The following is a 16820-nucleotide window of genomic DNA, read 5'->3' as shown; positions in this document are numbered from 1 at the left end:
AACGCAGCGGCGGCGTTGCCAGAACGCCATGCAGGAAAAATCGGGCGAACGTGTGACGAGCCCGGTACCGGCCGGCCGAACGCGACAGCGGCCGTTCAGGTTAAGATAATTTTCGGATATTCAAACATCCGCCACACCACCGCTCCCTATTGTGGGCGGCAAGCCTATCGAAGGAAGATCTGATGCCCGCCATCTTGCGAAAGAAAATTCATGGAGCATCCACACGGCGGCAGGTCATCGACGGTGCCGAGGATATCGGCGTCGCCTATCAGGTGTTTTCCGATACGGTGGTCGAAGACGTGGTGGTCAAGAATTCTCCCCGCGGCTTCAAATTTCACAACGGCAAGAATCTTGTCGTCAGGCGCTGCGAAACGGAAAATGTGAATGGCGACGGCATCTACCTGACGATGACGTCGAATGTTTTGCTGGAAAACAACCGCGTCGGTGCGGCGCCCGGCCAGGGAGCGGATTGTTGCCAATTCGCCTACCAAAACAAAGATAGCAACATAAGTTCCAATGTGGTGGTCCGGGGCAACCTTTTTCTCCAGAGGCCGAGCAGCGCCTCGAACAAGGGGGCGTTGGTTTGCGGCAGGACCCGAAACTACCTGGTTGAATATAATTTCATCGGCGGGAAGAATTTTTCATTTTCATCGATCGGCGACGATGCGGTGGTGCGCAGCAACATCATGCGCGACGGCAGGATGAACGATTATTCCTTCGGCTACGGAGTCGGCGACCAAGTCAGCCATGCCGGCCACCATGTTTATGACAACAGGATCGAGAACAGCAATCGCGGCGTGAGTTTGAGCGGTTATTCGGATCAAAATCAGGCATTTCGCAAAGATATGAATATCCACGACAACGTCATCAGCGATTGTGACATCGCCTTTTTCGCCAATCGACCATGGTCCGGAAGCTTTCGGCGCAACATATTCCTGCGGTGCAAGCAGGGCATTCTCTTGAAGGGAAACGGCGAGGCGACTGCCGGCGAAATTGACGGCAACTATTTCAACGACGGCAGCTTTCTGAACGTCACGCCGCCGCCGCTTCGCGTCAAGCCCGACGGAAAGGCTTCCGTTTCCTCGGGCGAATGGACATCCGAGCCCGACGAAATCCGCATCCAGTGGCGTGACAAGGGGATCGACATACCGGGCGCCAACCGGCCTTCCATTACGGTCGAAGCCGGCATGGAATTGTCCTGCGTCTTGCTGGCCCGCAAGGAGCAGAATTGGATGTTGGCGATCGCTGAGACCGCGTATGACGATTTCACGCCGCGCGCATGGCAGGAAAACATGCTGCCTTGGCAGAAGCGGTATTTCTCGATTTGAACGGCTGCTCGCATGCCCATCCGGCGGCCGACGATATTGACCGATGCGACAAGAACGACGGAATGAGGCGCTCTACCGCCAGACGTCGAGCACACCTTCCCTCAAGGCTGGCGTTGATTCCGGTTTGTTCGCAACCTGGGACGCAGTTCCGAGAGTGCGATGACCATATGTGGCCAGCAAATGAAAGGTGCCAGCATCATGCCTGCCTCGGTCATGGCTCCAAGCATGATGAGGATGATGATAACAATCTCCTTTCGCCTGGCGCCGGATTCTGCCGGATCGGGGTCGACGATTGTCATCTTCCGGAACACGCGGGTCAGCGCAAACAACGTCCATGCGGTAACGCCTGGAATGCCGATATTGAGCGCTAGCTCAAGATAGGTGTTATGGGTCGATCGTGCATCGAAGGTAACCTTGACGTACTCTTCCATGACATCGGGCTGACGAAACATCGCAAACCCATAACCTGTTAGGGGCCTATCCCAGATCAATGGCAATAGCTGTTCCCAGATATTGGTGCGACCGGAGAAAGTAATATCTTTGCCGAATGCTTCTGCAACCGCTGAAGCCACGCCGAGGTAAACGAAGCTGGCGCCGAACCCGACGATCACGAACAACAGGAAAACGACGAAGGAACGAAAAAGACGGTTCGGGTAAATGTGAATAACGCGAATGCCATACAGCATCATGCTGCCGAACATCGTCAAGACGACAGCCGTCGAGGACTTCGTTGCCACAATCAAGGCGAGAAGGCAGAGCATTGCAGCCCAGCGTACCAGGGTACTGTAACGAAGCCGGCCGAGTTTCTCCGTCGATAGCAGGCAGACAAAACTGACCGAGCAAAACTGCCCCAACGTGTTCTTATGATAAAATGCGCCTTTGACCATGCCCGCATAGCTGCCGCGCATGATGGCGAATTGTGGGAAAGCTGCCGTGTAGAGAACGTTGATGAATGCGGCGGCAATCGCAAAGCGCCCGAGGACTCGGAAGGCTTCGACATTGCCGTAGCGCGCGCGGTACAGAAGAGGCGGGATGGCGAGAACGATGACCGCAGCCAATCCCTTTAAGGATGCGGTCTTGTCGATGGAGAAGACGATCGATGTCAGGCAGGAAATGCCGACAACCACGATGAACGGCGAAAACCTTGAAAAGACCCGTAGGAACTGTTTCTGTTCCAACAGAAAATATAATCCTGACAAAGGGATAAGGCCGTAGAGCAATATTTTCATCGGCAGCGGGTCGACCGCGGCGCCGTCGTCGAAGTTTGCAGGCAGGCCGTACCACATGCCTGTCGCTCGCCATAGAGACGCGTAAAATGCTATCGTAAGGACCAGCTTTGCCAGCACATCGCGCCGGACGCGCCACCGAGGCACAGACTGCCGGTGGTAGCCCGCCGGATAGTGGTGTCTTGCCAAAGCTGCATTTTCTATCGTCATCAAAGGCTCATATAAATCAATCTGCAGAACCCCGGCTGTTCGCCACGATCAAGGCGATGCCGGTATTCGATTGAACGGAGGCGGGAACTGATCTGCGCATCCTCGGCTTCCGCTCGCGAAGAACGAATTCGTTTTTGGCGGTTTCGATAACGTCGTCCTAGTTTCCCAAACTGCCCGTTTCGCTGAGCGATTTGGCCAGGGCAATTTGACCAGTGGCCCCAAGCTTCTTGAGGCGGCACGTCTCACTTCGCCATGCGGCGCGACTTTAAGCGAACTCATTCCGCGAATCCAGCCGATATAATCATGTCATCATGTCGCGCCGTTAACCGTCCGATCGACTCTGGACTATTGGCACTACCCAGGCGATTTTACGGCGAACCCAATTTTCGGAACCAAACACCGAACCCGCCGTTGATGGCATGTCCAACCGTGTCCGGGGAGACAGACATGGCACGTCAGACATTCTGGAAGGGCTATCTCAAGCTTTCGCTGGTGACGGCCGCCGTTTCGCTGACGCCGGCGACGACCGAAAGCAACAAGGTGCGGTTCCACGTTCTCAATCGCCAGACCAGGAACCGCGTCGAAAGCCGCTACGTCGACAGCGTCACCCATAAACCGGTCCCCGACAGGGACCAGGTGAAAGGGTATCCGCGCGGCGAGGACGACTATATCCTGCTCGAAGACGAAGAGATCGAGGAGGTCGGGCTCGAAAGCACCCGCACCATCGATATCGACAGTTTCGTGCCGCGCGGCTCGATCGACTGGATCTGGTACGACAAGCCGCATTTTCTGGCGCCCGAGGACAAGGTCGGGGTGGAAGCCTTCTGTGTCATCCGCGAAGCGATGAAGGCAAACGACGTCGTCGGCATCGCCCGCCTCGTGCTCTATCGGCGCGAGCGTGCCGTGCTCCTGGAACCGCAGGGCAAGGGCATTATTCTCTGGACCCTGCGTTATGGCGACGAGGTGCGTGAACCGACGGCCGAACTCGACAGCGCGGCCGAGATCGACAGCAAGCTTTTGGCGCTGATGAAACAGCTGGTGAAGGAAGAGACCAAGGATTGGAGCCCCGCCATGGTGCAGGATCCGATCCAGAAGCGCCTGAAGTCGATGATTCGCGGCAAGCAGAAGAGCCTGAAGAAGGCTGCGCCCGCGAAAAAGCCCGCACCGGTGAAATCGACCGGCAACGTCATCAACATCATGGATGCGCTGAAGAAGAGCCTGGCCGCGGAAGACGGGCGCAAGCCGCGTTAGGCGAAGAGGGCATTTCGACCCGATAGGTTTCGAGAGCGATCTCAGCTCGCCTTCTTGCTGCGGCCGTCGCTGCGCGCCGGCGCCTTCTTCGCCCGCACCTTCTTTGTGGTGTCCTTGCCGCTTATCCCGGCGCTCTGCCGCAGCGCCTCCATCAGGTCGACGACCTTACGTTCCGGACGCTGTTTCTTCTTTGGCGGTGCCCGGCCCTCGATTTTTGCCTTTACCAGCTCGACGAGGGCAGCCTCGTAACGATCCTCATATTCGCTCGGCTCGAAGCTGCCTTGCTTAGTCTTGAGGATATGGCCTGCGAGTTCCAGCATCTCCTTGTCGAACTTGATATCGGGAATGTCGTTGAAGACGCTGTCGGCCGAGCGCACCTCGTAGTCGAAGTTCAGCATCGTCGCGACGATATAGTCGTCATGCGGGCGGATCAGCAGCGTCCGGTTGCGCCGGAAAAGCACGGCTTCGGCAAGCGCCGCGACCTTGCCGTCGCGCATGCCCCTGGCAATCAGCGCCAGCGCCTCTTCGTCATGCTCGTCCACGGGCGCGAGATAGTAAGGACGGTCGAAATAGAGCTTGTCGATACCATCATAGGCGATGAAAGCCTTGATATTCAGCACCTTGTCGCTTTCCGGCATGAGGGCCGCGATTTCGTCGCCCTCGATGAGGATGTAATCGCCGTTCTCCATCTGGTAGCCCTTGACCTGATCGTCCCGCTCGACCGGTTTGCCGGTCTCGCTGTCGATGAATTGCCGTTCCACCCGATGGCCGGTCCTGCGGTTGATGATGTTGAAGGAGACGCGGTCGGAGGAGGAAACGGCGGTGTAAAGCCCGACGGCGCAGGCAAGGTCGCCGACTTTCAGATGACCTTTCCAGCTTGCCCGCGCGGCCATTCCATCCTCCGTCGCAAATCAGAGCCGACTGTTGCTCTTGTCGGTTTCGAGTTCCTGAAATGCCCAGCCGCGGCCGTCGGGCGCGGGATAGGCGAGCAGCGCGTCGCCATCGCCGATCTTCTGGCGTGATGCGGCGTCCCTGGCATGGACGATCGCTTCATCGGCAGTGGCATAGGTTTCCGAGAGCGTATCGCCGAGCTTGTAAGCCCAGCCATTGTCATGCGGCACAACCTGATAGGTGATATCGGCCATTTCGGATCTCCTCTTCTCAATTGGATAGGGAGCATGAGGGCATCATACTCTAATTTCGATTGGTTTTGCGCCCCTCGTCGAGGGCGATGATTTTCTCCACCGAAGCGATATCCTCGCTGGTGACGACGGGAACCGGATCGGTAGCGATCGCCTCCAGCACCTCCTGCGAGACGGCGCCGTTGCGGATCGCCCATTCCAGCGTCTCGCGTGTTTCCCGCTCGGCCTTGAGCTGGGCATAGAGCGCGACGATCAGCCGATCGCGGGCGTCCATGCGCCCGCCCTGGCGATCCATTCTGCGGACATGCGCCATCGCAATCCACCTTTGTCACTGATTTCGTTCAGGTGTAATCAACTGCTGACGGATGGAAAGGTTCCGAAACCGACAGGCAGCCATTGCCCGGTGCGGCGCCGGGCTGACATTGTCATCTGCAGAATGTTCACGAGAGGATTTCATCATGGTCGATCTCAAGGCTCGTCCCCGCCCGACCGGCGCCACCGCCGCTCTCGGCCGCACCGGTTTTCCGCATGTCACCTCCGCCACCAGGGGCGAGATCGATATCGTCACCTCACCGTCGCAGCCGGGCTTCAATCCGCTCGACCTGCTCTATGCCTCGCTCTCGGCCTGCCTCGTGCTCAGCGCCCGCATGGCCGCCAGCCAGATGGGTGTTCTCGACAGGATCAGCGAGATCACCGCCGAGGTCACCGGTGAGAAGGCGACCGAGGGCCTTTCGCGTGTTGCCAGATTCAACATCGCCTTCTCGATCAAGGGCGATATCGACGAGGCAACCCGGCAGAAGATCGTCCATGCGGCCGAGGATGAGATCTGCACGGTGAGCAATACGATCCGCGGCAATCCCGATTTTTCGATGACGATATCGGCATAGAGCATGATGCCGAAAAGTGTGAGCGGTTTTCGGACGACATCATGCTCTAACCCTTTAATGTAGAACAGGATTCAGATTTTAGGCCGACCGGGCCTAAAATCATCCTGTTCTAGATTGAATCTGCACAATATTTATAGACAATTGCCGGCGGAGGATTGCGCGGCCCATGCCCGGCTTCTATGCTCGGGTATCGAAGCAGTATCCCGGCCGCCATGCATTCCAAGCCTTCTCCGACGCCCGAACCGCCCGTCGTCGCCATTATCGGCGGCGGTGTCTCCGGCGCGGGCGTCGCCTATCATCTCGCCCGGGCGACGCGCGACGCGCATCCCGTCATCCTGGTCTTCGAGCCGCGCGCCGAGCTCGGCCGCGGCCTGGCTTATGATACCGATGATCCGGCTCACCGCATCAATGTCCCAGCCGCCAAGATGAGCCTGCAGCCCGACGAACTGGGCGAATTCCAGGCCTGGATCGAAGCCCGCGACGCCGTTGCCGACGATCCGGAGGCAAAACGGCCGGAAGGCCTGCTGTTCCCCAGGCGCCGGCTGTTCGGCGAATATGTCGCCTCTCTGCTGAAACCATTGCTGGAAGACGGTCGCGTGCGTCATTGCCGCGCCGCGGTGACCGGCGTCGAGCGCCGTTCCGGCCGCTGGTCGATCCGCGACGATAAGGGCGGCGTGACGCAGGCCGAAATCGTCGCAATCGCCACCAGCCATCCGCCGCCGGCAGCCCCCGGCCGGCTGGCGAGCCGGCTTGCGGGCCATCCGCGTTTTGTCGCCGATACCACCAAATCAGGCGCGCTCGACGTCATCCGCCCGCATGACCGGGTGCTGGTCATCGGCAACGGCCTGACGGCCGCCGATGTCATCGCCTCGCTTGCCCAGCGCGGCCACGACGGTCCCGTGACGGCGATTTCGCGCCGCGGCCTGCGTTCGCGCGGGCATGCGCCGGTGCCGCAGCCGCTCTTCGGCGATTTCATTTCCGATGCGGCCCATTCTGCCGTGTCCCTGCTGACCGCGATCCGCGCCGCCATCGAGGCGGCGAAGGCGCAGGGCATAAGCTGGCACGGCGTGCTCGATCAGGTACGGGCGCAGGGATATGATCTCTGGCAGGCGTTGCCGGTTGCCGAGCGCCGCCGTCTCGTGCGCCATCTGCGTCCCTATTGGGACGTGCACCGGTTCCGGATCGCGCCGCAGGTCGAGGCCGTGCTCGACACGGCGGTTGCCGCCGGCCGCCTCGAAATCCTTGCCGGCTCGGTCGCCGATGCGCGTATCGAAGGCGAGCTTATCCTATGCACCCTGCAGCCGCGTCATCGGCACCAGCCCTTGGAGCGGAGTTATGACGCCGTCATCGTCACCACCGGCCCGGCCCATGGCGGCATTCTCGATACCCAGCCCTGGCTCGCAGCCCTTGCCGCAAACGGGCACCTGTCGCTCGATCCCACCGGCCTCGGTCTTGCCTGCACCGGGCATTCGCAAGCGATCGGCCAGTCGGGAGAAGCGGACCCGTCGCTGCTGATCTCCGGCCCGCTGGCGCGCGGCACTTTCGGCGAGCTGATGGGGCTGCCGCAGGTGACCGAGCATGCCTTCTTCGTCGCCACCGAGATTGCTGAAAAGCTGCTGGCGACAAAGACGCGTCCGGCCTGATTTTGCGCTCCCATGTCGCTTGTCGGCTGTCGTTTGTGATCGACTTCTGATACGCACACGCCAGCCAAAATTCCATCGCCTTTGGGCGACCAGAAATATCGAGATCATGTCGCAGGCTGCCTCCACCCTTTCCGAAGCCTCGCCTTCCAATCGCCTCGCCCTTGCAGCCCTCATTCTCGGCGGGGCGGCGATCGGCGGCTCGCCGATTTTCGTCCGGCTGTCCGAGGTCGGGCCGATGGCGACGGCCTTCTGGCGCGTGGCGCTGGCGCTGATCCCGATCTTTATCGTCTCGCTGATGAAGAAGAATGCAGGCCCGAAGCCGCAGAGCCTTTCCGACTATGGCATGCTGATCCTTCCCGGCCTCATGCTGTCGCTCGATCTCGCCGCCTGGCACCTTTCGCTGACCATGACCTCGGTTGCCAATGCGACGCTGCTTGCCAACCTCGCGCCCGTCTTCGTGACGATGATCGCCTTTGTCTTTTTCCGGGCGCGGACGAGCGGCGTCTTCCTGCTCGGACTTGTCCTGGCGCTGGCGGGCGTCGTCATTCTGAAGGGCGGGCCGGCAGCCATCGGCAATGGCGACCTTAGCGGTGACGGTATCGCGATGATCGCCGCCTTCTTCTATGCCTGCTATATCCTGGCGATCGGCAGGCTGCGCAGCCGGTTCGATACGATCCGCATCATGCTGTGGAGCACCGCCTCGGCTGCCGTCTTCATCTTCCCGGTCGCTCTCATTCATGAGGGGCATATGCTGCCGGCAAGTCTCTATGGCTGGTCGATCCTCTTCGGTCTCGCCTTTATCAGCCATGCCGGCGGGCAGGTGGCGATCACCTATGCGCTGGCCTATCTGCCGCCGGCTTTCTCGTCGCTGACGCTGCTGCTGCAGCCGGTCGTCGCGGCAATCCTTGCCTGGGCACTGCTGAACGAGGCGATCGGAACCATGCAGGCGCTCGGAGGCGCGGTCGTGCTTGCCGGCATCATGGTCGCCCGCCGAGGCTGATCGTTAAAGCGCGCCGCGTCAAACTTGATTCATGCGACGCGCTTTCGCTTTTGCTTTTACGCATGTCGTTGCCGCAAAACCGCGGCACACTTTTGCGCGACATGCTTTAGCGGTTTTCCTGCAGCAGCCATTTCTGGATGATCGGCACATCGGCATCGCCGAGATCGTGGCCGCCGGGAATGACGTCGGAATCGACCGTGGCGCCCGAACTCTTCAGCCGTTCTTCCAGCTCGCTCGCATATTTGCCGTAGGCATCCGTCTTGCCGCTGATGACGAGCAGGTCGGTGCCTTTGAGGTCGGCATGCGGATAGTCGCTGAGAACAGGCATGGAGCGCAGCAGCACCGCCTTGTGCACCAGGTTCGGGTGCAGGTAGAGCAGTGAGTTCAACAGGTTGGCGCCGTTGGAATAGCCGACATAGACGGTCTTCTGCGGATCGAGCCCGTAGGATTTGACGGCGCCCTCGATGAAGGCGGCGAAGGCCTCCGCCTCGGTCTTGATGTCGTTCTGGTCGAAGGAGAAGGGGGTAATGCGCTTGTACCAGCGCGGAAAGCCTTCCTCCGTCGCCCGGCCGCGCACGCCGAGCAGCGTCGCGCGCGGTGCCGCCTTGTTGAGGAGCGGCATCAGTGTCGTCTCGTTGCCGCCGGAGCCGTGCAGCAGCACGAAGACGCTGCCGTCGGGATCCGGCGGCGTATAGAAGCGATGGACGAATGGCAGCTCGCGGTAATTGATGCGCGGCTGGCCGGGCATTGCAAACTGCGGCAGCACGACCTTCAGGTCGTGGAGATTGGTGATCGCTTCGGGCGGCGCGAACAGCTTCGTCCCAAGCGCCGCCTGCTCCTCATCCACGGTCATGCCCGGCTTGTCGGTGGCCAGCTCTATCAGCGTGCCGCCGGGCTCGCGGGCATAGAGCGAGCGGAAATATTTGCGGTCATGCAGGTTGGTCGGCGATGCGTCGGTGGCTTCCAGGGCCTTGCGCAACGAAAGCAGCGTCTCCTCGTCGGCGGCGCGGAAGGCGACGTGATCGACCGTGCCCGTGCCCGGCGCCCCGGACCAGAAGCCGCGGGCATCGCGCACGTCGATGACGTCGCCGGACTGCGAAACCAGCCTGTCGATCGTGCCGCGATTGGCCTGGAAGCGGTAACCGAAATGGCTCTCGATGAAGCTGCGGCTCTCAGCCGGTTTCTCCGTCAGCATGGTTGCGCCGCGCACGCGCTGGATGGCGTGTTCGGCCGGGATCGAGGCGCCGTCCCAGACATCAGGCGATGTGAGGTGCTTTGCGCCGGCGAGTTTGAGGATGATGTTGTCGGGGTCCTTCAGCCGGAGCACAGGCTCGCCGAATTCGTCGGCCGGTCCTTCCGAGCGCAGGCCGAAGCTCATGGCGCGCGTCAGCCAGTAGCCGATGCTGGCGGGGTCGATCGACAGCGAGACTTCGCTGATCTGGCCGTAGCCGGCCCGGCCGGGCGCGCCGTCTTCCCAGGCGAGGAAGGTGAGGAGGGAACCCGGCGTTCCCACGGCATCGCCGTAGAGGAGATGAAGTTGCGTCACATCCTCGTAGCCGGCCGTCTGCTTGACCAGCCGCATGCCGAGAAATCCGGCATAGAAGTCCACGTTCGCCTGCACCTTGCGGGTGATGGCCGTCACGTGATGTATGCCTGATACCATCGAGAGCTGTCCTGATTGAAGCGGCGTCGTCAGGAGCGCGAGTATGAAAGCTGCGAAGGTCATACCGTTGCCAATGACCATCGCTTAGTTTTGTTCCGCACAAAGTGCAAGCGAATCGCCGCGCTGCAGCAATTCCAAATGGTCGACATATTCGAGCGCCTCTTCGAGTTGCTGCAGGGTCGGCGGCTTGACCATATAGGCGCGCGCACCGAGATTTCTGGCCCGCTGCCTGTCGGTCTCATCGCTTGAGGTGCTGAGAACGCAGACGGGAATCCGGTTGAGGCGGATATCGGCGGAAAGCGCACGCAGCACCTCGAAGCCGTCCATGATCGGCATGTTAATGTCGAGCAGCATCAGGTCGATCTGCGGCACATCGGCAATGCCGGCGCGTTCTTCCAGCAGCCGCATCGCCTCGCGCCCGTTGGTGGCGACATGCAGGTTGAAATCCACCTTCTCCCGCCGCATCAGCTTGATCTTCAGAAGCTGGATGTCGGCCGGGCTGTCCTCCACCAACAGCACTTCGGCAAGCCTGCCCGCACCTTCGCCCGGCTGTTCCGCCGCTTTGCCGCTGTGCGGGACGGCCGCTGCCGCGGGGGCTTCGGGCCTCGTCCCGGCGAGCGGCACGTCGAGAATGAAGGTGGCGCCCGGCCCGTTCTCCGCCTCGCACCAGATCGAGCCGCCATGCAGCTGCGCGATGCGGCGGCAGATGGCGAGACCGAGCCCGGTGCCCTCGATGCCGCGGCCGACGAGGCGCTTGAACGGCTGGAAGATCAGTTCGCGATGCTGAGGATCGATGCCGGGCCCGTTGTCACGCACGGTGAGGCGGCAGAATTCGCCATGGGCTTCGCCCGAGATGGTGACCTCCGGAACCTTCTGCTCGCAATAGCGGATGGCGTTCGACACGAGGTTCTGCAAGAGCTGGGTCAGCAGCGTCGCATCGCCCATGACCTCCGGCAGCGCTCCGCGGATGATGACGGCGCCGCGGCTTTCGGTCTGCTGGCGCAGATTGTCCTCCACCTGATCGAGCACGGCAGAGAGCGAGACCGGCGTGAGCTCCGGTCCGCCGGAGGCCTCGAGCCTGGTGAAACCGGAGACCTTGACGATCAGGTCTTCCATATGGTCGGCGGCGCTGAGCACATAGTCGAGCAGTTCGCGGTCGTCGGCCGGAAGTGCTGCGGAACCGGCCAGGATGCGGCTGAAGGATTTGATCGTCCTCAGCGGCTCCTTCAGATCATGGGCCATGGCGCGCGTGAAGATCTCGAGCGATTGCCGCTTCTGCTCCAGCCGCGCTTCCAGCATGCCGTGCATGATGGCGTTCTGGATGCAGCGATGCAGCGTTTCGGGCGACAGCGAATCCTTCGTCAGATAGTCGCGCGCGCCGCTCTTCATCACCTCGACGGCGACGGTTTCGCTGCCCTGGCCGGTCAGCATGATGACATTGGCGGCGGGATCGCTCTCCAGGATATCGGCAAGGACGCCGAGGCCGTTGCGACCCGGCAGCGAATAGTCGAGCAGGATGCAGTTCGGCCGTTTGCGGCCATTCAGCGCAAGACCCTCTTCGCCCGTCTCCGCCTCCAGGACGTTATAGACGGTGCTGGAGACGCGGCTCAATATGCGGCGATAGACCTCGCGATCGTCGATATTGTCGTCGATGATGAGAATGCTGCAGTCTTCCGCCAATCTGTCAGTCCTCGAGCGGCAGGATGGCGATTTCGAACCAGTATTCCTTCAGCCGCTGGATCGCCGCGAACAGCCCGTCGAGATCGACCGGCTTCTGCACATAGGTATTGGCGCCGAGCGCGTAGCAGCCTTCGATATCGCGCTCGTCGTCGGAGGTCGTCAGGATCACCACCGGGATCTTGCGCCAGCCGGCGTTCGACTTGATCGCCTCCAGCGTCTTGCGGCCGTCAAGGCCCGGCATGTTGAGATCGAGCAGGATCAGCCCCGGTTTCGGCACCATGGCGGTCAGCATGTCGAGCGCTTCCTGGCCGGAGGCCGCCCAGCGGATCGAGTTGCGCAGGTTGGTGCGTTTGAAGGCGCGCATCGTTGCTTCGAAATCGTCTTCGCTGTCCTCGACGATCAGGATCGGTTGCGTGTCACGCTGCTGCATTCTGCCCCTCGCGCTTTTTTCCCAGGGTGAAGTAGAATGTGGTGCCGGTGCCGACCTCGGATTCCAGCCAGATATCGCCATTGTGCCGCGCGATGATCTTGCGGACGAAGGTGAGGCCTGCTCCGGTGCCGTCGTCGGAATCCTGCGACTTTTCCAGCCGTTTGAAAATGCGGAAAATATCCTCATGGAATTCCTGGGGTATGCCTTTTCCATTATCCCGGACGAAAAACACGTTGCGGGCAACCGTGCCGTCCTGGCCGACGTAGCGCTCGAGATAGCCGATCGACACCAGCGGCGCCGGCTTGTCGTTGTATTTGATAGCATTGGTGATGAGATTGCGGAACACTTCGGTCAGCCGCGGCGCGTCGCAGACCACATCCGGCAACTGGCCGTCGATGATGACCTTGGCATGGCGTTCCTCCAGCAGCAGTTCCATCGTCGCGACGACATCCTTGACGATCAGGCCGATATCGCTGCGTTTGACCGCCAGCTGCTGCCGCCCGAGCCGGGAGAAATACAGCAGGTCGTTGACGAGTTTTTCCATGCGCTGGCTGAGGCGCACCAGCCGGTTCAACCGGCGCACGCCGTCGTCGTCGAGCTTGTCTTCGTAGTCCTCCAGCAGGAATCGCGAGTGGTTGTGCAGGCCGCGCAGTGGTTCCTTGAGATCATGCGAGGCGATATAGGCGAATTCGTCGAGGTCGTGGTTGCTGCGCTCGAGTTCGGCCGTATAGGCCTCGAGCTGGGCAAGCGTGGTTTTCATCCGCTCTTCCTGCCGGGCGCGCTCGCTGATATCGCGCACGATGCCGACGAAGATCTTCGCATCGCCGGTGGAGACGGCGCTGATGGAAACATCGATCGGAAAGACGATGCCGTTCTTGCGTCGCCCGGAAACCATGCGCGTCGTGCCGATGATACGCTCCTCGCCGGTCTTCCGGTAATGGGCGAGATAGCCGTCATGCTCGGAATGGTAGGGTTCGGGCATCAGCATCTTGATATTCCGGCCGATCGTCTCCTGCAGGGAGTAACCGAACATGCTTTCGGCCGCCGGGTTGAAGCTCCTGATAGTTCCACTCTCGTCGATGACGATGACGGCATCGGGCGTGCCGCGCACCAGCGCGCCGAAGCGGACGCGCTCGGTTTCGAGGTTGTGGTTGTTGCGCATGAAATAAAACACGAGGATGGCGATCAGCCAGAGCGTCGCAGCCGTAATCGTGCGGTTGGCGATCTCCTGCCAGAATGCCGCCTCGTCATGCCTGACGGCGAAGAAGCCGAGCATCAACAGCACGGTGCAGGCAAAGGCGAAGAAAAGCGGTGCGTTCCTGTTGCCGAACCAGAGCGCCGTCAGCACCAGCGGCACATAGAGAATGCCGTTGGCAACGCCGAGCGGCGTGTAGAGATCGACGAGAAGGCCGGTGAAGCAGACCGCGGCCGGGATCCAGAGCGGAATCTGCGCCCGGTTTGCCGGCTGCATCCACCAGGAGCGCGCGAGAAGCCCCGAGCCGAAGATCACCATGCCGACCGCCGTATGCAGCGCCATCGCCGCATAGGATCCCCAGCGGTAACCCTGTTCGGCGTCAGTGACGTAGCTGGCGAGCGCGATCATGCCGAGGGTGATGACGACGTAGCTCGTCAGTTCCTGCACCACCTGGCTTTTCCTCTCGACGTGGATAGAGAGCAGCAGCGAAAGATTGGCGATCAGGAAGACCAGCGCCGTGTTCGGGCCCATGCCGCCGCCGATCTGCGCGATGAAATCCGGCGGAACGACGAAGCGGTTGATCAACAGGTCGATATTGTGGAACGTCCGGCCGATGGTGACGATTTCCACGAGCCGGGCCGCCGCGATCGCCGCAGCAAAGCCTGTCATGATCGTTGCGGCTATCAGAAAGCGACGGCCAGCCAGCGTCGAGGCGGCAAGCCCCAGGCCGGACAGCACGAAGCAGAGCGCGGTGTTGAAGGCCATCGACGGAAAGCCGGGAACCAGGGAAATGATCGCCTCGATCTGCAGCAGCCAGCCGGCAAGGGCGCTCGTTCCGAGAAGGAACATCAGGCAGCCGACCGCAATCGCAAAGCCACGGTAGCGCCGCCGCCTCCGCTGGTCCTGCAGGTCCACGTTGCCCTTATCCTGCACCCGTCATGTCCTCCTCGGTTCGCGCGGCCATTTTTTCCGAAATCGAGGAATACTCAATAGGTAGGCGAGGGCGGTGCCGCGCTTTTTGCGAAATGATTTTTCGATAAGATGGATCGAATTTTCGCGAAATCGCGATATCGTGAGGTCGAAGGACAACGAGGTTCATTCGAACAATATCCAATCACGGTGCTGAATGCCTACCATAATTTACGTCGACGACAGCAGGGATGATCTCTTCTATCTCGACTATATCCGCAGGAAGCAGCAGATAGATGTCGATCTATTCTGTTTTTCGACCGCCGAGACGGCGCTGGCGGCGCTGGAGCAGCGCGCGGCCGAAGGCTGGGCGCTGCCGGAACTGCTGGTCGCCGATCTCTACATGCCGCTCGACAGTGGCATCGCACTGGTGAGCAGGCTGCGCCTAGACGATCGGTTCAAGGCAATGCGGCTGGCCATCTGCAGCGGCTCGGACGCTGCCGAGGACCGCGCGCGCTCGCTTGAGGCCGGCGCCGATGCCTATCTGGAGAAGCCGCTTGACCTCGCCAGGATTATTCTCAATCTTGAGATGTAGGAAGTGGCGAAAGCCCGCCAGCCTGTTCCCCCTCCTCTGTCCCAACCATATGACAAACCGCAATTGACAAGGTCGAGGACGCATCACAAGATGCAACCGAAGCGAAGGAAATGATACGCAGAATAAGCGCTGAGAGAGCCGATCGACCCGCGTTCGCCGCCACGAACATCAGCCAACCCCTTAGCCAAATGGGTCTGTCGGCTCTCTCGCGCTTACGTCTGGCACTGCCTTCCTGCATTCATGGATGTTGAATGCAGGAAGAATACGACACCCAGGTAAGAACTACTGCCCCTCAGTAAAGTCTGCCCGTGTATCACCTGTAGTTGAGATAATTGATGATTTCCGCCTTTGACCATCGAAAGTCCCCGTTTCGATATTCGTCATCAACCGTCTCGCAATTTTTGTAGCTCTTCGCGTCTAAGACGTATATCCCAAGATTTCGGGATCGGAGGCATCGAGGAGAGGAAGAGTGGGAATGAACAACGCCCCGGCAATTCCCTTTCATGCCGGACCGGAGCTGAGCCGGGCCATCAACCGCACCGATTTTTTCCGGCTGCTGAAGTCGGCAGCACAGCACTATAACTTCGATAATTTCGCGCTTGCCCGCATTTCCGAGGCTTCGGCCCCTTTCGGGGAACGCGATATCGTCATCACCAATGTCGCCGAGCGGCGCGTCGGCCTTTTCATCACGTCGTTGAAGGAAGCGCTCGGGACCGTCCGGGCAAAGTCCGCCCAGTTTCTGGCAACGCCGGTTCATGGCAGGAGCGCAAGGCCGGAAGATTTTCGCTCCGATCTGGTTTTCAACGAGTTCCTGAGCGGGGTCTTTCTGTTCATCCCGCTGTTCACCCCGGAAGGGCGGCGCTATTGCCTCGTGCTCAGCGGCGAACGTCAGGAGCCGGATCAGAGTGAGATCGCCGACATGCTTCTCGACGCCATGCGGATTTTCGACAAGCTTTATGAGGAAATCCTGACGCCGGAAATGTCCGGGCGGCTGACCCAGCGCGAGCAGGAAATCGTCAAATGGACGAGCGAAGGCAAGACGTCGGCTGAGATCGCCATCATCCTCGGTCTTTCCGAGCATACGGTCAATTCGCACATCACTGCGGCTGCGCGGAAGCTTGACGCAGTGAACCGCGTTCATATGGTGGCGATCGCGTTGCGCAACGGCTTGGTCACGTGAAGCCGGTTTCGGGATTGAGGAAATTAAGTCGATGACCACCGAAACTGTGCGAAAGAATGCCGTGAAGGTTCTCTTCGTCGACGACGAATTCATCGAATTCCGGGCGCTCAAGAAGAAGATCGCCGATCTCTCCGAGCCGGCCGTCGAGGTTGAATATTCGCCATCGATCGGTGACGCGCTGGAAAAGATCCGCTTGGCGCGTTTCGATCTCATCCTGCTCGACAATCGCCTTCTGCCGAACGCCGATTTCCGCGAAACCGTGCCGGAACTGCGCGGCATCGGCTACACCGGCCCGATCGGCGTCGTCTCGACCGACATTTCGGGCGGCTATTTCCAGGAATTCCCCGATTACGGCGTCGATTTCCGCATCGGCAAGGATGAAATCGACGCCCAGACGCTGCAGCACATCATCCGCGAATATGTGACCTATGACGTCCCGGATTTCTGGAAGGACGATTACAGCATCTGAGAGAACGCGCGT

At 60.5% G+C, this 16820-nt stretch carries 15 protein-coding genes and 1 pseudogene; 8 read left to right on the top strand and 8 right to left on the bottom strand.

All coding sequences use genetic code 11. The features are described from left to right. Positions 1-182 precede the first annotated feature (182 nt). Positions 183-1328 (top strand): right-handed parallel beta-helix repeat-containing protein, encoded by a 1146-nt coding sequence (locus tag QMO80_RS09740; protein ID WP_283199865.1) that lies wholly within the window; start codon positions 183-185, stop codon positions 1326-1328. A 101-nt stretch (positions 1329-1429) separates the two neighbouring features. On the opposite strand, the gene QMO80_RS09735 is transcribed toward QMO80_RS09740, so the two are convergent. Beyond that, the gene (locus QMO80_RS09735; RefSeq protein ID WP_283199864.1) at positions 1430-2764 is read right to left on the bottom strand and encodes an O-antigen ligase; all 1335 of its coding nucleotides are present in this window, start codon (positions 2762-2764) and stop codon (positions 1430-1432) included. Positions 2765-3211: 447 nt separating this feature from the next. Here QMO80_RS09735 and QMO80_RS09730 point away from each other — a divergent pair, with 447 nt between their 5' ends. Next, complete coding sequence (locus tag QMO80_RS09730) at positions 3212-4015, top strand: Ku protein (RefSeq protein WP_283199863.1); 804 nt, start codon at positions 3212-3214, stop codon at positions 4013-4015. Between the two features lie 41 nt (positions 4016-4056). On the opposite strand, the gene QMO80_RS09725 is transcribed toward QMO80_RS09730, so the two are convergent. The 3 genes from QMO80_RS09725 to QMO80_RS09715 are packed head-to-tail and all read right to left on the bottom strand — an operon-like array spanning position 4057 to position 5470. Then, positions 4057-4908: a Ku protein gene (locus tag QMO80_RS09725; protein WP_283199862.1), complete on the bottom strand. Its 852-nt coding sequence runs from the start codon at positions 4906-4908 to the stop codon at positions 4057-4059. 18 nt (positions 4909-4926) lie between these two features. Continuing rightward, positions 4927-5160: a DUF2188 domain-containing protein gene (locus QMO80_RS09720; RefSeq protein WP_003570400.1), complete on the bottom strand. Its 234-nt coding sequence runs from the start codon at positions 5158-5160 to the stop codon at positions 4927-4929. Positions 5161-5209: 49 nt separating this feature from the next. Then, positions 5210-5470, bottom strand: coding sequence for a hypothetical protein (locus QMO80_RS09715; RefSeq protein ID WP_049733122.1), 261 nt, complete (start codon positions 5468-5470; stop codon positions 5210-5212). A 145-nt stretch (positions 5471-5615) separates the two neighbouring features. On the opposite strand from QMO80_RS09715, the gene QMO80_RS09710 reads away from it, so the two are divergent. The 3 genes and pseudogenes from QMO80_RS09710 (at position 5616) to QMO80_RS09700 (ending at position 8687) form a co-directional block, all read left to right on the top strand. After that, positions 5616-6044, top strand: a complete 429-nt coding sequence (locus QMO80_RS09710) for an OsmC family protein (RefSeq protein ID WP_283199861.1) — start codon at positions 5616-5618, stop codon at positions 6042-6044. A 166-nt stretch (positions 6045-6210) separates the two neighbouring features. Further along, positions 6211-7687, top strand: a pseudogene (locus QMO80_RS09705) (FAD/NAD(P)-binding protein). Between the two features lie 106 nt (positions 7688-7793). Further along, a complete protein-coding gene (locus QMO80_RS09700) occupies positions 7794-8687 on the top strand; it encodes a DMT family transporter (protein ID WP_283199859.1) in 894 nt (297 codons plus the stop codon). 106 nt (positions 8688-8793) lie between these two features. Here the strand turns inward: QMO80_RS09700 and QMO80_RS09695 are convergent, their stop codons facing one another. Genes QMO80_RS09695 through QMO80_RS09680 form a run of 4 tightly spaced genes read right to left on the bottom strand, consistent with a single transcriptional unit; the run spans position 8794 to position 14588 of the window. Next, entirely contained in the window at positions 8794-10413 is a 1620-nt protein-coding gene (locus QMO80_RS09695) for a VOC family protein (protein WP_283200153.1), read from the bottom strand. 21 nt (positions 10414-10434) lie between these two features. Beyond that, positions 10435-12030: a response regulator gene (locus QMO80_RS09690; protein ID WP_283199858.1), complete on the bottom strand. Its 1596-nt coding sequence runs from the start codon at positions 12028-12030 to the stop codon at positions 10435-10437. A 4-nt stretch (positions 12031-12034) separates the two neighbouring features. Then, positions 12035-12460 (bottom strand): response regulator, encoded by a 426-nt coding sequence (locus tag QMO80_RS09685; RefSeq protein ID WP_064836501.1) that lies wholly within the window; start codon positions 12458-12460, stop codon positions 12035-12037. Beyond that, positions 12447-14588, bottom strand: coding sequence for a PAS domain S-box protein (locus tag QMO80_RS09680; protein ID WP_369685936.1), 2142 nt, complete (start codon positions 14586-14588; stop codon positions 12447-12449). Before QMO80_RS09680 ends, QMO80_RS09685 begins: the two co-directional genes overlap by 14 nt. Before the next feature lie 193 nt (positions 14589-14781). Here QMO80_RS09680 and QMO80_RS09675 point away from each other — a divergent pair, with 193 nt between their 5' ends. The 3 genes from QMO80_RS09675 (at position 14782) to QMO80_RS09665 (ending at position 16808) form a co-directional block, all read left to right on the top strand. Continuing rightward, positions 14782-15159: a response regulator gene (locus QMO80_RS09675; RefSeq protein ID WP_116404832.1), complete on the top strand. Its 378-nt coding sequence runs from the start codon at positions 14782-14784 to the stop codon at positions 15157-15159. Between the two features lie 475 nt (positions 15160-15634). Next, a complete protein-coding gene (locus tag QMO80_RS09670) occupies positions 15635-16339 on the top strand; it encodes a helix-turn-helix transcriptional regulator (RefSeq protein ID WP_283199856.1) in 705 nt (234 codons plus the stop codon). A gap of 31 nt (positions 16340-16370) precedes the next feature. After that, positions 16371-16808 (top strand): response regulator, encoded by a 438-nt coding sequence (locus QMO80_RS09665; RefSeq protein ID WP_071085159.1) that lies wholly within the window; start codon positions 16371-16373, stop codon positions 16806-16808. Positions 16809-16820: the final 12 nt, after the last annotated feature.

The sequence above is a fragment of the Rhizobium sp. BT03 genome (genome assembly GCF_030053155.1).
Lineage (GTDB): Bacteria > Pseudomonadota > Alphaproteobacteria > Rhizobiales > Rhizobiaceae > Rhizobium.
The sequence above is the reverse complement of the archived record's forward strand: the minus strand, read 5'-3'. Positions and strand labels throughout refer to the sequence as shown.

What these genes read in the sequence shown, in the direction of transcription:
- QMO80_RS09740 (WP_283199865.1), top strand. Translation starts at nt 183, where the DNA reads ATGCCCGCCATCTTGCGAAAGAAAATTCATGGAGCATCCACACGGCGG.
- QMO80_RS09735 (WP_283199864.1), bottom strand. Translation starts at nt 2,764, where the DNA reads ATGACGATAGAAAATGCAGCTTTGGCAAGACACCACTATCCGGCGGGC.
- QMO80_RS09730 (WP_283199863.1), top strand. Translation starts at nt 3,212, where the DNA reads ATGGCACGTCAGACATTCTGGAAGGGCTATCTCAAGCTTTCGCTGGTG.
- QMO80_RS09725 (WP_283199862.1), bottom strand. Translation starts at nt 4,908, where the DNA reads ATGGCCGCGCGGGCAAGCTGGAAAGGTCATCTGAAAGTCGGCGACCTT.
- QMO80_RS09720 (WP_003570400.1), bottom strand. Translation starts at nt 5,160, where the DNA reads ATGGCCGATATCACCTATCAGGTTGTGCCGCATGACAATGGCTGGGCT.
- QMO80_RS09715 (WP_049733122.1), bottom strand. Translation starts at nt 5,470, where the DNA reads ATGGCGCATGTCCGCAGAATGGATCGCCAGGGCGGGCGCATGGACGCC.
- QMO80_RS09710 (WP_283199861.1), top strand. Translation starts at nt 5,616, where the DNA reads ATGGTCGATCTCAAGGCTCGTCCCCGCCCGACCGGCGCCACCGCCGCT.
- QMO80_RS09700 (WP_283199859.1), top strand. Translation starts at nt 7,794, where the DNA reads ATGTCGCAGGCTGCCTCCACCCTTTCCGAAGCCTCGCCTTCCAATCGC.
- QMO80_RS09695 (WP_283200153.1), bottom strand. Translation starts at nt 10,413, where the DNA reads ATGACCTTCGCAGCTTTCATACTCGCGCTCCTGACGACGCCGCTTCAA.
- QMO80_RS09685 (WP_064836501.1), bottom strand. Translation starts at nt 12,460, where the DNA reads ATGCAGCAGCGTGACACGCAACCGATCCTGATCGTCGAGGACAGCGAA.
- QMO80_RS09675 (WP_116404832.1), top strand. Translation starts at nt 14,782, where the DNA reads ATGCCTACCATAATTTACGTCGACGACAGCAGGGATGATCTCTTCTAT.
- QMO80_RS09670 (WP_283199856.1), top strand. Translation starts at nt 15,635, where the DNA reads ATGAACAACGCCCCGGCAATTCCCTTTCATGCCGGACCGGAGCTGAGC.
- QMO80_RS09665 (WP_071085159.1), top strand. Translation starts at nt 16,371, where the DNA reads ATGACCACCGAAACTGTGCGAAAGAATGCCGTGAAGGTTCTCTTCGTC.